We start from the raw sequence: 14,022 nt of genomic DNA, 5'->3' as shown, positions 1-14,022 counted from the left end.
CACACCCACCAAGGGCATCAAGGCGTGTGGACCAACGGTCCACACCCACCAGAGGCATCAGGGCGTGTGGACCAACGGTCCACACCCACCAGTCCACACCTACAGGGTTTTTCTCGCCGGCATCAGCAGGTTGCCGAACAGCAGGCCGGCCACCAGTGCCATCACCACGTTGAGCACGGTGAGGAACACGCTCTGCCCGGCGCCCACGTCCTGCTGCTGCACCAGGGTCAGCACGCCGCGCAGGCTGGTGCTGCCGGGCACCATCATGATGATGCCCGGCAGGCGGATGATCGCGCCCGGGCGCCCGACCAGGCGGCCGAACAGATTGCCACCGGCGGTGAGCAGCATGGCGGACAGGAAAATGCCGGCCGGTGCGCCCCAGGCGTGGCCACCGAATTTGGAAATGGCATAACCGGCCACCGATGCCGCCATCACCCACGGATAATCGCGGCGATTGGCCTTGAACAGCATGGCGAAGGCGAAGGCGGCGGTCAGCAGCGAGCCCCATTCCACCCACGGCCCCTGCGGCCGCGAGGCGCGGATCACCGGCTCCAGGCCCAGTACGTCGGCCAGGGTCACCGCGATCATCGCGCCGACGCTGAGTTTCATGATGGTGGTCAGCGCGCCGGCAAAGCGTGCCGTGCCCGATACCCAATGCTGGCTGGCCAGTTCATTGACCGCGTTGGTCAGCGACATGCCGGGCAGCAGCACCACCAGCGAGGCGATGATGACGGTATTGAGGTTGAGCGCGCCAACGAAGGCCGCCACCAGGGTGGCGACCATGCCGGCCAGCAGCGCGGCCAGCGCCTCGGCGGCCTCGCGGGTGGCCGGGCGGCGGTCGGTGACCATGCCCAGCAGGCCGATCATCAGACCAATGACACCGGCGGTGGCGATATCCAGCCACGGCAGCTTCCACATGCCGGCCACGCCGGCCGCGCCCAGGCTGAAGGACAGGATGGTGCGCAGCTTGCCGCGCCGGCCGGGATCCTTGTCCAGCTGGCGCAGCGCGGTATGGCCCTGGGCGATGCTCATGCGGCCGTTGGACACTTCCTCGGCGATGCGGTCGGCCACGCTCAGCTTGTGCAGATCGTTCTCGCCCGGCGCCAGGCGGATCACCCGGGTGATGTCGCTGGAACCGATGGCCTGCGCCGGGTCGCTGAAGCTGAGGATGATGCCGGTGGGGTTGGACCACGGCTCACAATCGAGATCGAGCTGGCGCGCCAGGGCCACCACGGCCGTTTCCAGGCGCTGTGCGGTGGTGCCATAGCTGTGCAGGCGCCCGGCGATCTCGGATACGAATGCCACGCGCTGTGCGTAGGTGGCCGGGGGCGTGGGGATCGTGTGAGCGTCTGCAGACATGCGCCGTAGTATTACCCACGCGGGGCCCGGCAGGAGAAATTCATCCCGGTTCGACGCGGCGCGCAGGACGAAACGGTTATGCTGCGAACCGAATGGCCCCCATGACCCCGAACCACGCCCCCCGGCTTGAACAGGACGCCCACGATCCCGGGCTGATCCGCCTGTCCGGGCACTGGACCCTGAAGACCGCGCTGGACGCGGCCGAGGTGCTGCGTGGCATTCCCGACACGTTGACCGGCATCGATGCCACCGGCATCGAACAGCTGGACTCGGCCGGCGTGCTGCAGGTGCTGCGCGTGGCCCATCGTGCCGACCTCGGCGAACAGGCACTGCAGTTCCGCCCGGACCACCAGGCGCTGGTGTGCACCATCGAGGAAGTGGCCGACGACCGCCCCAGGCCCAAACGCGATTTCGGCGTGCTGGCCGCGCTCGAGCGCCTCGGCGTCAGCGTCCATGCCACCGGCCACAACATCAAGGCGCTGTGCAGCTTCCTCGGCGAGAACCTGGTGAAGGCCGCGCGGCTGGTGAAGGAACCGCGTCGCTTCCGCCTGACCGCCACCGTGCACCAGATGGAACAGGTGGGCCTGGACGCGGTGCCCCTGGTGGCGCTGCTGTCCTACCTGGTCGGCGCGGTCATCGCCTTCCTCGGCTCGACCATCCTGCGTGACTTCGGCGCGGAGATCTACGTGGTCGAACTGGTCAACATCGCCTTCCTGCGCGAGTTCGCCGTGCTGCTGACCGCCATCGTGCTGGCCGGCCGCACCGCCAGTGCGTTCACCGCGCAGATCGGCGCGATGAAGGCGCGCGAGGAAATCGATGCGATGCGCACGCTCGGCCTGGACCCGGTCGACCTGCTGGTGCTGCCGCGCCTGCTGGCCCTGCTGGTGACCCTGCCGCTGCTGACCTTCATCGCGATGATCGCCGGCCTGGCCGGCGGCATCACCGTCGGCGCGTTCGACCTGGACATTCCGCCGCAGATGTACATCGCGCGCATGCACGAAACGATGGAAGTGCGGCACATGCTGGTGGGCCTGTCCAAGGCGCCGGTGTTTGCGCTGATCATCGGCCTGATCGGCTGCCTGGAAGGCCTGAAAGTTGAAGGCACGGCGCAGTCGGTGGGCGAGCGCACCACCTCCAGCGTGGTGCAGACCATCTCGCTGGTCATCATCATCGACGCCTTCGCGGCGTTGTGGTTCATGCACATGGACTGGTGACATGAACACACACGACACCGATACCGACACCGCGATGCACGACGACCAGGGCCACGACCTGGCCATCCGCGTGCGCGGGCTGGTCAACCGCTTCGGCAGCCAGACCGTGCACGAAGGCCTGGACCTGGATGTGCGCCGGGGCGAGATCCTCGGCGTGGTCGGCGGCTCGGGCACCGGCAAGTCGGTGCTGATGCGCTCGATCCTGGGCCTGCGCGTGCCCGACGAAGGGCAGATCGAGGTACTCGGCCGTGATGCACGCGCCGACGATGCCGAAAGCCGCCTGCACATCGAGCGCAACACCGGCGTGCTGTTCCAGGATGGCGCGCTGTTCTCCTCGCTGAGCGTGGGCGAGAACGTGCAGGTGCCGCTGAAGGAACACCACCGCGAGCTGCCCGAGCGCTGGCATTACGAACTGGCGCTGCTGAAGGTGAAGCTGGCCGGCCTGCCTGCCGATGCCATCAACAAGCTGCCCTCGCAGCTGTCCGGCGGCATGCGCAAGCGCGCCGGCCTGGCCCGTGCGCTGGCGCTGGACCCGCCGCTGCTGTTCCTGGACGAACCCACCGCCGGCCTGGACCCGATCGGCGCGGCCGCCTTCGACCGCCTGATCAAGACCCTGCAGGAAGCGCTGGGGCTGACCGTGTTCCTGATCACCCACGACCTGGACACGCTGTATGCGATCTGCGACCGGGTGGCGGTGATCGCCGACCGCAAGGTGGTGGCCAACGCGCCGCTGCCGGAGATCGAGAAACTGGACCATCCCTGGATCCAGGAATATTTCCACGGACCCCGTGCGCGTGCTGCGCGCGGCGAACAGATCAAGAGTGCCTGAGCCATGGAAACCAAAGCCAACTACGTGCTGATCGGCGCGTTCACCCTGATCACCGGCCTGGCCCTGCTGGCCTTCGGCCTGTGGGCGGCCAAGTACTCCTCCGACCGCACCTGGCAGGAATACCGCGTGGTGTTCCGCGAGGCGGTCACCGGCCTGTCGGTGGGCAGCCCGGTGCAGTACAACGGCATCGCGGTGGGATCGATCACCGAGCTGAACCTGGTGCCCGATGACCCGCGCCAGGTGGTCGCGCGCATCCGCCTGAACTCCAATACCCCGGTCAAGACCGATACCCGCGCCAAGCTAGCCATCACCAGCCTGACCGGCCCGTCGATCATCCAGCTCAGTGGCGGCACGCCGCAGGCACCGACGCTGACCACCGTCAACAAGGATCCGGCGCCGATCATCCCGACCACGCCGTCGGCCCTGCAGAACATCACCGATGTGGCCAACCGCATCGTCGAGCGCATGGACCAGATCCTGAGCGACCGCAACGTCGCCTCGATCAACGCCACGCTGGCCAACCTGGAAACCATCAGCGGCGGCCTGGCTGACCGTGACCAGGGCACCCAGGCGCTGCTGCTGAGCGCGCGCGATGCCGCACGCAGCCTGGACACCACGCTGAAGACCACCAACGGCACCATCGAGCGCCTGGACAAGAACCTGGTGCAGCAGCTGCCGGGCATCATCGACAAGCTCGACGCCACCCTGGGCAAGCTCGATTCGGCCGCGGGCAATGCCGATTCGATCCTGGGCGAGAACCGTGCGGCCATCAACAGCTTCGCCAACGATGGCCTGGGCCAGCTGGGCCCGACGCTGAACGAACTGCGCGGCCTGATCCGCGACCTGCGCCGGGTCAGCGACCGCCTCGAGAACAACCCCGCGCGCTACCTGCTGGGCCGCGACGCACCGAAGGAGTTCGAACCCAAATGAGCACGATGACCCTTCCGCGCCTGCTGCTGGCCGCCTCGGCCGTCGCCCTGCTGGGTGGCTGCTCGATCCTTGGCAGCGGCGACAAGAACCCGGTCACCCTGTATTCGCCTGCGGTGCAGGTGAAGGTGGACCCGAGCTGGCCGCAGGCCGACTGGCAGCTGGTGGTGTCCAAGCCCAGCGCCGCGCGCATGGTCGACAGCCCGCGCATCAACGTGCGGCCGACGCCGTCGGAGCTGGAGATCTACAAGGGCGCCAGCTGGGCACAGCCGGCCACCGACATCATCGAAGACACCCTGCTGCGCGGCTTCGAGGATTCCGGCCGCCTGCGTGGCGTGGCACGCACCGCCGCCGGCATCCGCGCCGATTACAAGTTGGCCACGGATATCCGCCGCTTCGAATCGGACTACCAAGGCCAGGCGACGCCAACGGTGGTGATCGAAGTGAACGCCAAGCTGATCCACACCACCGACCAGCGCGTGGTGGCTGACCGCACGTTCCGCCAGGCGCAGCCGGTGGGCAGTACCGACGTGCCGGCCGTGGCTGCCGCCTTCGAGCGTGGCCTGCAGCAGCTGGCGCAGGACGTGGTGGGCTGGACGCTGGTCAGCGGGCAGAACGACGCAGCGTCGATGAAGCGCTGAACCCTGTCCGCTGCGCTCGCCGGGCATGGCCCGGCGCTACCCCTTGTGCAATCCTGGTAGCGCCGGGCCATGCCCGGCGGAGCGCGCTCAACGCGGCTGGATCCAGCGGAATGTCAGGTTGATGCGTTCGCCCTGCACCCGTGCCATCTTCGGCAGGGCGTGCTGGTAGAAGCGCTGGGTGCTGCCACCCATCAGCAGCAGGTCGCCGTGGCCGAGCAGGAATTCCGCCTTGCGCGCATGGTCCTCACGCCGCCGCAGCAGGAAGCGGCGCGCCGAGCCCAGGCTGAGCGAGGCGATGAGCGGCGACGGCCCCAGTTCCGGTTCGTCATCGCTGTGCCAGCCCATGTAGTCGCCACCGCTGCGGTAGCGGTTGACCAGCACGCTGTTGAAGGCGCCGATGCCCTGCTCCTGCAGCCTTTGGCGCAGCACCTGCAACCGTGGCGGCCACGGCTGCGGCACGAACTCGGCGCCGGAATAGCGGTAGCGCGCCTGCGGGTCACCGATCCAGCAGCTCAATCGTGGCGAATCCACCCAGTTGCCGAACATGCGGATGCGATGCACCTCCCATGGCAGTTCCGCCTGCAGGGCCGGCAGCAGCGCGTCGGCGGCGTCGGCGGGCAGCCAGCCCGGCAGGTGCTGGACGTCGGCATCAGGCAGGTCGTGGGGGAACAGCATCGCGGTCGTCCTCATGCGCGGGGCGGCAGACGCGCCCCGCGCACGTTCACTCAGGCACGCCGGAACGGCACGCCGGTCTTTTCCTTCAGTTCGTCATCGGCCACGCCCGGCGCCGCTTCCACCAGCACCAGGCCGTCGTCGGTCACATCGAACACGGCCAGGTCGGTGATGATGCGGTCGACCACGCCGACGCCGGTCAGCGGCAGCGAGCATTCGGCCAGGATCTTGTGCTCGCCGTTCTTCGCGGTGTGCTCCATCAGCACCACCACGCGCTGCACGCCGGCCACCAGGTCCATGGCGCCGCCCATGCCCTTGACCATCTTGCCGGGCACCATCCAGTTGGCCAGGTCGCCCTTGTCGGTCACCTGCATGGCGCCGAGGATGGCCAGGTTGACGTGACCACCGCGGATCATCGCGAAGCTGTCATGGCTGCCGAAATAGCTGGCACCGGCACGCGCGGTGACGGTCTGCTTGCCGGCGTTGATCAGGTCGGCGTCCACTTCGGCGTCGGTCGGGAACGGGCCGATGCCGAGCAGGCCGTTCTCGGACTGCAGCCACACGTCCACGCCTTCGGGAATGTGGTTGGCCACCAGGGTCGGCAGGCCGATGCCGAGGTTCACGTAGGCGCCATCGGTCAGTTCGCGGGCGGCACGTGCCGCCATCTCGTCACGGGTCCACGCCATGTCAGTTGCCCTCCGCGCGGATGGTGCGCTGTTCGATGCGTTTTTCAGGATGGGCGTTGTGCACGATGCGGTGCACGTAGATGCCCGGCAGGTGCACCTGGTCCGGATCGATGGCGCCCACCGGCACCACCTCTTCCACTTCCACGATGCAGACCTTGCCGGCCATCGCGCAGGCCGGGTTGAAGTTGCGCGCGGTCTTGCGGAACACCAGGTTGCCCGCCTCGTCGGCCTTCCAGGCCTTGACCAGGGCGACGTCGGCGCGCAGCGCGGTTTCCATCACGTAGTGCTTGCCGTCGAACTCGCGGGTTTCCTTGCCTTCGGCCACCACGGTGCCGTAGCCGGTGGCGGTGAAGAACGCCGGGATGCCCGCGCCGCCGGCCCGCAGGCGCTCGGCCAGGGTGCCCTGCGGGTTGAACTCCAGCTCCAGCTCACCGGCCAGGAACTGCCGTTCGAATTCCTTGTTCTCGCCCACGTAGGACGAAATCATCTTCTTGATCTGCCGCGTTTCCAGCAGCTGGCCCAGGCCGAAGCCATCGACGCCGGCGTTGTTGGAGATCACCGTCAGGCCCTTGGCCCCGCTGTCACGCAGGGCGGCGATCAGCGCCTCGGGAATGCCGCACAGGCCGAAGCCGCCCACGGCCAGGGTCTGGCCATCGGCAATGACGCCCTGCAGGGCCTCCGCCGCCGAAGCAAAGCGCTTGCTGCGCTTGCCGCTGGAAGTTGCGTGTTCCATTTCTACAGCCCTACGGGGGAAGAATCAGCGCATTCTAGCCGGACCCTGCCGATGGGCTGGGATGCGCCGCAGCAATTGCGGCGGGCAATCAACCGCGGGCGATCGCTGCCATCACCTGCTTGAGGCCGTGCTGCCAGGCCGGCAGCACGATGCCGAAATCCTGCTGCAGCCTGCGATTGTCCAGCACCGACCACGCCGGGCGCTTGGCCGGGGTCGGGTACTCGGAACTGGGAATCGCTTCGACGGCCGGCACGCGCGCCAACATGCCAGTGGCCAGCGCCTCGGCGAAAATCGCTTCGGCAAAGCCATGCCAGGTGGTCTGGCCGCTGGCGGTCAGGTGCCAGGTGCCCGACAGCTGCCCCGGGTGCTGCAGCGCCTGTGCGGTGGCATCGGCGATCAGCGCGGCCGAAGTCGGCGTACCGATCTGGTCGGACACCACCCGCAGGTGGTCGCGCTCGGCGCCCACCCGCAGCATCGTGCGCAGGAAATTGGCACCGTGCGAGGCATACACCCACGCCGTGCGGAAGATCAGGTGGCGGCCACCGGCGGCGCGAACGGCCTCTTCGCCATCCCGCTTGCTGGTGCCGTAGACGCCCAGCGGTGCGGTCGCATCGTCTTCGCGGTAGGGCGCGCTGCCTTGGCCATCGAACACGTAGTCGGTGGAGTAATGCACGAACGGCACGCCCTGCGCTGCACACCAGCGCGCGATCACGCCCGGCGCCTGTGCGTTGGCCGCGAACGCGGCCTCGACATCCTGCTCGGCACGGTCGACCGCCGTGTAGGCGGCAGCATTGACCACCACCGACGGCTGCAGGCGATCCAGCAGCGCCGGCAGGCTGTCGGGCTGGCCGAAATCGGCCACCTCGCACGCACGGCCATCAGGCAGCTGGCCGCTGCGGGTCGTGGCCACCACCGGCCCCAGCGGGGCCAGTGCGCGCAGCAGCTCCTGGCCGACCTGGCCGTTGCCGCCGAACAGCACGGTCATGGCGTGTAGACCGGCAGGCGGTCTTCGGCGATGTCCTTCAGGAAGGGGGCCTTCTCATCCTTGGCCGAGAGCGTCGGCGTGCTCACCGGCCAATCCACCGCGATGTCGGCATCATTCCAGCGGATGCCCGCATCTGCTTCCGCGACGTACACATCGGTGCACAGATAGTGGAACAGCGCCGTTTCGGAAAGCACCGCAAAACCGTGGGCGAAGCCTTCGGGAATCCAGAACTGTCTCCTGTTCTCCGCGCTCAGCATCACCGCTTCCCACTGGCCGAACGTCGGCGAGCCACGGCGGATGTCCACCGCCACGTCATACACTTCCCCTTCCAACACGCTTACCAGTTTGCCCTGTGGGCGTGGCCACTGGTAATGAAGGCCGCGGAGCACACCGCGGGCAGACGAAGACACGTTGCTCTGCACGAACCGGGCGGGTAATCCCTGCTCTGCAAAGCGTCCGGCATTCCACGTCTCGTAGAAGAAGCCACGGTCATCACCGAACACACGAGGTTCGATGACCGCACAGTCGGGAAGGCGTGTCTGGATCACTTTCACGGAACAACGCCCCTCAGCGAGAGCTTCTGCAGATACTGGCCATAGGCATTCTTGATGAGCGGTGCAGCCAGCGCCTGCAGTTGAGCCGCATCGATCCAGCCTTGACCAAACGCGATTTCTTCCGGGCAGCACACCTGCAGGCCCTGCCGGGTCTGGATGGTCTCGATGAAGTTGGACGCTTCCAGCAGCGACTGGTGGGTACCCGTGTCGAGCCAGGCATAACCACGGCCCAGCGCTTCCAGACGCAGGTTGTCGTCGGCCAGGTACCGCTTGTTGAGATCGGTGATCTCCAGCTCGCCACGCGGCGAAGGCTTCAGCTCGGCGGCATGATCGCTGGCGTTGCCGTCGTAGAAGTACAGGCCGGTCACGGCGTAGTTGGAGCGTGGGCTTTCCGGCTTCTCCACCAGGTCGATCACCTTGCCACCCTTGTCGAATTCGGCCACGCCATAGCGCTCCGGGTCGTTCACCCAGTAGCCGAAGACCGTGGAACCGTCCACGCGGCTGTCGGCCCGCTTGAGCACTTCGGTCAGGCCATGCCCGTGGAAGATGTTGTCACCCAGCACCAGGCAACTGGGCTTGCCGGCCACGAAATCACGCCCGATCAGGTAGGCCTGCGCCAGTCCGTCCGGGCTCGGCTGCACGGCATACTGGATGTCCATGCCCCACTGCGAACCGTCGCCAAGCAGCTGCTGGAACAACGCCTGTTCGTGCGGGGTGTTGATGATCAGCACTTCGCGGATGCCCGCCAGCATCAGCACGCTGAGCGGGTAATAGATCATCGGCTTGTCGTACACCGGCAGCAGCTGCTTGCTGACGCCCTTGGTGATCGGATAGAGCCGGGTGCCGGAACCGCCGGCGAGTATGATGCCTTTACGCTGCGTCATGTTCTCTCCTGGTTTCAGGCGGCCGTGCCGATGCGCTGCAGGCGGTAGCTGCCGTCAAGCACGCCGTTCACCCACTCCTGGTTGTCCAGGTACCAGTCAACGGTGAAGGCAATGCCCTGCTCGAAGGTGTAGGCCGGTTCCCAGCCCAGGTCGTTCTTCAGCTTCGAGGCATCGATCGCATAGCGGCGGTCATGGCCGGGACGATCGGCCACGCAGGTGATCTGGCTGCTTCGCGGCTGGCCATCCTCACGCGGGCGGCGCGCATCGAGCAGCGCGCAGATCGCCTGCACCACCTCGATGTTCTGCTTTTCCGAGTTACCGCCGACGTTGTAGGTCTCACCGACCTGGCCCTTGGCCAGCACGGTACGGATCGCTTCGCAGTGGTCGGTCACGAACAGCCAGTCGCGCACCTGCCTGCCATCGCCGTACACCGGCAGCGGCTCGCCGGCCAGCGCCTTGGCGATCACCAGCGGGATCAGCTTCTCGGGGAAGTGGTAGGGGCCATAGTTGTTGGAACAGTTGGTGGTCAGCACCGGCAGCCCGTAGGTGTGGTGGAACGCACGCACGAGGTGGTCCGAGGCGGCCTTGGAGGCGGAGTACGGCGAGTTGGGCGCGTACGGGGTGGTCTCGCTGAACTTGCCGGTCTCGCCCAGCGTGCCGTACACCTCGTCGGTGGACACGTGCAGGAAGCGGAAGGCCGCACTCTGTTCGGCCGGCAGCGCCTTCCAGTAGTCACGCGCCGCTTCCAGCAGGCCCAGGGTGCCGACCACGTTGGTCTGGATGAAGGCACCCGGCCCGTCGATGGACCGGTCCACATGGCTTTCGGCGGCGAAATTCAGCACCGCGTCGGGCTGGTGCTCGGCCAGCAGGCGGGCAACCAGCGCGCTGTCGCCGATGTCGCCCTGCACGAACACGTGGTCCGGATTGCCGTCCAGGCTGGACAGAGTCTTCAGGTTGCCGGCGTAGGTCAGCGCGTCGAGATTGACGACCTTGATGCCGCGGGCGACCGCCTCGAGAACGAAGTTACCGCCAATGAATCCGGCGCCGCCGGTGACAAGCCATGTGGGCACTACGTGTTCTCCTGTTAACTGTTCACCTCGGCCTGGGGCGCTCCGGTAGCAGGAAAGGATACATCGGAGGTGCCTTCACGACTGCCAGCAAGCGGTGAATGACAGCTTGGCAGCGGCATTTTCTGCTGCATCGCAGCAAAACCATACGCATTCGCATGGTCACCCCAAGCCAGCTAGAATCGGGGTCCCACCCCCGAACCGGTTGCTGTGCGAGGACCGGACGTTTCCCGTTACTGTGAGCCGGCCATCGGCCGGCACTACAAGGATCGAGTACCAGATGAAAATCCTCGTCGCGTACAAGCGCGTGGTGGACTACAACGTCCGCATTCAGGTCAAGCCGGACGGCTCCGGCGTGGTCACCGACGGCGTCAAGCTGTCCCCCAACCCCTTCGATGAAATCGCCCTGGAAGAAGCCCTGCGCCTGCGCGACAAGGGCATCGCGACCGAAGTGGTGGTCGCCACCATCGCCCCGGCGGATGCCCAGGCGCACCTGCGCAATGGCTTGGCCATGGGCGCAAACCGTGCCATTCACGTCGTTACCGATCAGGCCATCCAGCCGCTGACCGCGGCCCGTACCCTGCTAAAGCTGGTCGAGAAGGAACAGCCGGACCTGGTGATCCTCGGCAAGCAGGCCATCGACGACGATGCCAACCAGACCGGCCAGATGCTGGCCACGCTGTGGGGCCGCCCGCAGGCGACCTTCGCCAGCAAGCTGGACATTGCCGACGGCAAGGCCACGGTCACCCGCGAGGTCGATGCCGGCCTGGAAACGCTGGAAGTGGACCTGCCGGCCGTGGTCACCACCGACCTGCGCCTGAACGAACCGCGCTTCATCAAGCTGCCGGACATCATGAAGGCCAAGGCCAAGCCGCTGGAGACCCTGCAGCTGGCCGACCTCGGCGTTGAAGCCGCCGATACCTTCAAGACCACCCAGTACGCCGCGCCGTCCAAGCGCAGCAAGGGCGTGATGGTCAAGGACGCGGCCGAACTGGTTGCCGCACTCAAGCAGAAGGGGCTGCTGTAATGAGCAAGATTCTCGTCATCGCCGAACACCACGACGGCAAGCTCAACGCCGCCACCGCCAAGACCGTCAGCGCCGCCGCCGCCATCAGCGGTGCCAGCATCGACGTGCTGGTGCTGGCCGCCGACCCGGCCGCTGTCGCCACTGAAGCGGCGAAGATCGCCGGCGTCGCCAAGGTCCTGACCGTGGCCAACGCCGCCAACGCGCAGGCCATCGCCCAGGTGCTGGCCCCGCAGATCGCGCAGCTGGCCAAGGGCTACAGCCACGTGTTCGGCCCGTCCACCACCTTCGGCAAGGACCTGATGCCGTGCGTTGCCGCTCTGCTGGGCGTCAACCAGGTGTCCGACCTGATGGCCGTGGAAGGCAGCCACACCTTCAAGCGCCCGATCTACGCCGGCAACGCCATCATCACCGTCGAAGCGCCGGCCGACCAGATCGTGGTCGCCACCGTGCGCGCCGCATCGTGGCCGGAAGCCGCCCAGGGTGGCAGCGCCGCCGTGGAAGCGGCCAGCGTCGATGCTGCCCTGCCGGCGCACACCCGCTTCGTCGGCCTGGCCGCCGGTGCCAGCGACCGCCCGGACCTGCAGAGCGCCAAGCGCGTGGTCTCCGGTGGCCGTGGCGTCGGTTCGGAAGAGAACTTCAAGGTCATCTTCCAGCTGGCCGACAAGCTCGGTGCCGCCGTCGGTGCCTCGCGCGCCGCGGTCGATGCCGGCTACGTGCCCAGCGACCTGCAGGTCGGCCAGACCGGCAAGATCATCGCGCCGGAACTGTACGTGGCCGTCGGCATCAGCGGTGCCATCCAGCACCTGACCGGCATCAAGGATGCCGGCACGATCGTGGCCATCAACAAGGACGCGGATTCGCCGATCTTCGAGATCGCCGACATCGGCCTGGTCGGGGATCTGTTCACGATTCTGCCGGAGCTGGAAGCGGCCCTGCACTGAACCACGCTGGAAAATGTCGCGTAATCAGTGGATTACGCGACATTCCCAAGCAATTTATGGCTTGCATGGACGCTGGCCCGGATCAACCGTCTTTGCACACCGTCTCGCTATAATCCGGGGTCAACCCGTGTAAGGACTGCATCGATGACGCTCCCGTGTTTCAAGGCCTATGACATCCGCGGCCGCGTTCCGGATGAACTGGATGAACGCCTTGCCCGCCGTATCGGCGCCGGCACAGCGGCGTTGCTGGGCCCGGGACCGGTGGTGGTTGGACACGACATCCGCCTGAGCAGCCCTGCCCTGCTGCAAGCCGCCATTGAAGGCCTCACCGCCAGCGGACGCGATGTCATCGACATCGGCATGTGCGGCACCGAAGAGGTCTATTTCCAGACGTTCCATCGCAAGGCGGCCGGCGGCATCATGGTCACCGCCAGCCACAACCCGATGGACTACAACGGGATGAAGCTGGTCCGCGAGGAATCCAAGCCGATCAGCGGCGACACCGGCCTGTTCGACATCCGCGATTTCGCCGCGTCCGACGCACCGCTGGGCAACGGCCACGGCACGATCACCCGTGACGCCGACAAGGCCGCCTACATCCAGCACCTGCTGGGCTACATCGATGTGGCCAGCCTGAAGCCGCTGAAGATCGTCACCAACCCCGGCAACGGCGGCGCAGGCCTGGTGATCGACGAACTGGCGCCGCACCTGCCGTTCGAATTCATCCGCATCCAGCACGAAGCCGACGGCCGTTTCCCCAACGGCATTCCCAACCCGCTGCTGCCGGAAAACCGTGCGGCGACGCGCGACGCCGTGCGCGCCAATGGCGCCGACTTCGGCATCGCCTGGGACGGTGACTTCGACCGCTGCTTCTTCTTCGATGCCGAAGGCAACTTCATCGAGGGCTATTACCTCGTTGGCCTGCTGGCCACCGCACTGCTGGCCCGCCAGCCGGGCGGCAAGATCATCCATGACCCGCGCCTGACCTGGAACACCGTGGAAATGGTCGAGCAGGCCGGCGGTGTGCCGATCATGAGCAAGACCGGCCATGCCTTCATCAAGGAGCGCATGCGCGCCGAAGATGCGATCTACGGCGGCGAGATGAGCGCGCACCACTACTTCCGCGAATTCGCCTACTGCGATTCCGGCATGATTCCGTGGCTGCTGATCGCGCAGCTGGTCTCCAGCACCGGCAAGTCGCTGGGCGAACTGGTGGCGGACCGCATGAAGGCCTACCCGTGCAGCGGCGAGATCAATTTCCGCGTGGATGACGCCAAGGCCACCGTCGCGCGCGTGCTGGCGCACTTCGAAGCGCAGCAGCCGCAGCTGGACCGTACCGACGGCATCAGCGCAGACTTCGCCGAGTGGCGTTTCAGCCTGCGCAGCTCCAACACCGAACCGCTGCTGCGCCTGAACATCGAAACCCGCGGCGACGAAACGCTGCTGCAGGACCGCATCCGCGAGCTGACCGCCCTGATTGGCGGCACGCCAGCCAATCACTGA

The 14,022-nt window shown here is 66.8% G+C and carries 15 protein-coding genes; 7 read left to right on the top strand and 8 right to left on the bottom strand.

Annotated elements, in window-relative coordinates; translation table 11 throughout:
• Positions 1–99 precede the first annotated feature (99 nt).
• Positions 100–1,359 (bottom strand): threonine/serine exporter family protein, encoded by a 1,260-nt coding sequence (locus IAE41_RS12415; RefSeq protein WP_200733328.1) that lies wholly within the window; start codon positions 1,357–1,359, stop codon positions 100–102.
• Positions 1,360–1,451: 92 nt separating this feature from the next.
• On the opposite strand from IAE41_RS12415, the gene IAE41_RS12410 reads away from it, so the two are divergent.
• The 4 genes from IAE41_RS12410 to IAE41_RS12395 are packed head-to-tail and all read left to right on the top strand — an operon-like array spanning position 1,452 to position 4,970.
• Positions 1,452–2,573 carry an ABC transporter permease gene (locus IAE41_RS12410; RefSeq protein ID WP_200733327.1) on the top strand — a complete coding sequence of 374 codons (1,122 nt, stop codon included), beginning with the start codon at positions 1,452–1,454 and terminating at the stop codon, positions 2,571–2,573.
• 1 nt (position 2,574) lies between these two features.
• Positions 2,575–3,402, top strand: a complete 828-nt coding sequence (locus tag IAE41_RS12405) for an ABC transporter ATP-binding protein (protein WP_200733326.1) — start codon at positions 2,575–2,577, stop codon at positions 3,400–3,402.
• A gap of 3 nt (positions 3,403–3,405) precedes the next feature.
• Entirely contained in the window at positions 3,406–4,332 is a 927-nt protein-coding gene (locus tag IAE41_RS12400; RefSeq protein ID WP_079220561.1) for an MlaD family protein, read from the top strand.
• On the top strand, positions 4,329–4,970 hold the full coding sequence (locus tag IAE41_RS12395) for an ABC-type transport auxiliary lipoprotein family protein (protein ID WP_200733325.1): 642 nt from the start codon (positions 4,329–4,331) through the stop codon (positions 4,968–4,970). Before IAE41_RS12400 ends, IAE41_RS12395 begins: the two co-directional genes overlap by 4 nt.
• An 87-nt stretch (positions 4,971–5,057) precedes the next feature.
• On the opposite strand, the gene IAE41_RS12390 is transcribed toward IAE41_RS12395, so the two are convergent.
• The 7 genes from IAE41_RS12390 to rfbB all read right to left on the bottom strand — a co-directional run bounded on the left by IAE41_RS12390 (position 5,058) and on the right by rfbB (position 10,554).
• On the bottom strand, positions 5,058–5,645 hold the full coding sequence (locus IAE41_RS12390; RefSeq protein WP_200733324.1) for an alpha-ketoglutarate-dependent dioxygenase AlkB: 588 nt from the start codon (positions 5,643–5,645) through the stop codon (positions 5,058–5,060).
• Positions 5,646–5,695: 50 nt separating this feature from the next.
• Complete coding sequence (locus IAE41_RS12385; RefSeq protein ID WP_200733323.1) at positions 5,696–6,328, bottom strand: CoA transferase subunit B; 633 nt, start codon at positions 6,326–6,328, stop codon at positions 5,696–5,698.
• Between the two features lies 1 nt (position 6,329).
• Positions 6,330–7,061, bottom strand: coding sequence for a CoA transferase subunit A (locus IAE41_RS12380; protein ID WP_200733322.1), 732 nt, complete (start codon positions 7,059–7,061; stop codon positions 6,330–6,332).
• An 88-nt stretch (positions 7,062–7,149) separates the two neighbouring features.
• Positions 7,150–8,046, bottom strand: a complete 897-nt coding sequence (rfbD, locus tag IAE41_RS12375) for a dTDP-4-dehydrorhamnose reductase (RefSeq protein WP_200733321.1) — start codon at positions 8,044–8,046, stop codon at positions 7,150–7,152.
• Positions 8,043–8,600, bottom strand: coding sequence for a dTDP-4-dehydrorhamnose 3,5-epimerase (gene rfbC / locus IAE41_RS12370; protein WP_200733320.1), 558 nt, complete (start codon positions 8,598–8,600; stop codon positions 8,043–8,045). Before rfbC ends, rfbD begins: the two co-directional genes overlap by 4 nt.
• Entirely contained in the window at positions 8,597–9,484 is an 888-nt protein-coding gene (gene rfbA / locus IAE41_RS12365) for a glucose-1-phosphate thymidylyltransferase RfbA (RefSeq protein ID WP_200733319.1), read from the bottom strand. The genes rfbC and rfbA overlap by 4 nt, the downstream gene beginning before the upstream one ends.
• 14 nt (positions 9,485–9,498) lie before the next feature.
• A complete protein-coding gene (rfbB, locus tag IAE41_RS12360) occupies positions 9,499–10,554 on the bottom strand; it encodes a dTDP-glucose 4,6-dehydratase (protein ID WP_200733318.1) in 1,056 nt (351 codons plus the stop codon).
• Positions 10,555–10,831: 277 nt separating this feature from the next.
• Here rfbB and IAE41_RS12355 point away from each other — a divergent pair, with 277 nt between their 5' ends.
• From IAE41_RS12355 to IAE41_RS12345, 3 genes are all read left to right on the top strand, one after another.
• Entirely contained in the window at positions 10,832–11,578 is a 747-nt protein-coding gene (locus IAE41_RS12355; RefSeq protein WP_032976362.1) for an electron transfer flavoprotein subunit beta/FixA family protein, read from the top strand.
• Positions 11,578–12,519, top strand: a complete 942-nt coding sequence (locus tag IAE41_RS12350) for an electron transfer flavoprotein subunit alpha/FixB family protein (protein ID WP_200733317.1) — start codon at positions 11,578–11,580, stop codon at positions 12,517–12,519. The genes IAE41_RS12355 and IAE41_RS12350 overlap by 1 nt, the downstream gene beginning before the upstream one ends.
• A 144-nt stretch (positions 12,520–12,663) precedes the next feature.
• Entirely contained in the window at positions 12,664–14,022 is a 1,359-nt protein-coding gene (locus tag IAE41_RS12345) for a phosphomannomutase (protein ID WP_200733316.1), read from the top strand.

This window comes from Stenotrophomonas sp. S39, assembly GCF_016624665.1.
GTDB lineage: Bacteria > Pseudomonadota > Gammaproteobacteria > Xanthomonadales > Xanthomonadaceae > Stenotrophomonas.
The sequence above is the reverse complement of the archived record's forward strand: the minus strand, read 5'-3'. Positions and strand labels throughout refer to the sequence as shown.

Bases quoted from the DNA above. Each gene is read 5' to 3' on its own strand.
- IAE41_RS12385 (WP_200733323.1), bottom strand. From the start codon at position 6,328: ATGGCGTGGACCCGTGACGAGATGGCGGCACGTGCCGCCCGCGAACTG.
- IAE41_RS12350 (WP_200733317.1), top strand. From the start codon at position 11,578: ATGAGCAAGATTCTCGTCATCGCCGAACACCACGACGGCAAGCTCAAC.
- IAE41_RS12405 (WP_200733326.1), top strand. From the start codon at position 2,575: ATGAACACACACGACACCGATACCGACACCGCGATGCACGACGACCAG.
- IAE41_RS12400 (WP_079220561.1), top strand. From the start codon at position 3,406: ATGGAAACCAAAGCCAACTACGTGCTGATCGGCGCGTTCACCCTGATC.
- IAE41_RS12390 (WP_200733324.1), bottom strand. From the start codon at position 5,645: ATGCTGTTCCCCCACGACCTGCCTGATGCCGACGTCCAGCACCTGCCG.
- IAE41_RS12415 (WP_200733328.1), bottom strand. From the start codon at position 1,359: ATGTCTGCAGACGCTCACACGATCCCCACGCCCCCGGCCACCTACGCA.
- IAE41_RS12355 (WP_032976362.1), top strand. From the start codon at position 10,832: ATGAAAATCCTCGTCGCGTACAAGCGCGTGGTGGACTACAACGTCCGC.
- rfbD (WP_200733321.1), bottom strand. From the start codon at position 8,046: ATGACCGTGCTGTTCGGCGGCAACGGCCAGGTCGGCCAGGAGCTGCTG.
- IAE41_RS12410 (WP_200733327.1), top strand. From the start codon at position 1,452: ATGGCCCCCATGACCCCGAACCACGCCCCCCGGCTTGAACAGGACGCC.
- IAE41_RS12345 (WP_200733316.1), top strand. From the start codon at position 12,664: ATGACGCTCCCGTGTTTCAAGGCCTATGACATCCGCGGCCGCGTTCCG.
- rfbA (WP_200733319.1), bottom strand. From the start codon at position 9,484: ATGACGCAGCGTAAAGGCATCATACTCGCCGGCGGTTCCGGCACCCGG.
- IAE41_RS12395 (WP_200733325.1), top strand. From the start codon at position 4,329: ATGAGCACGATGACCCTTCCGCGCCTGCTGCTGGCCGCCTCGGCCGTC.
- IAE41_RS12380 (WP_200733322.1), bottom strand. From the start codon at position 7,061: ATGGAACACGCAACTTCCAGCGGCAAGCGCAGCAAGCGCTTTGCTTCG.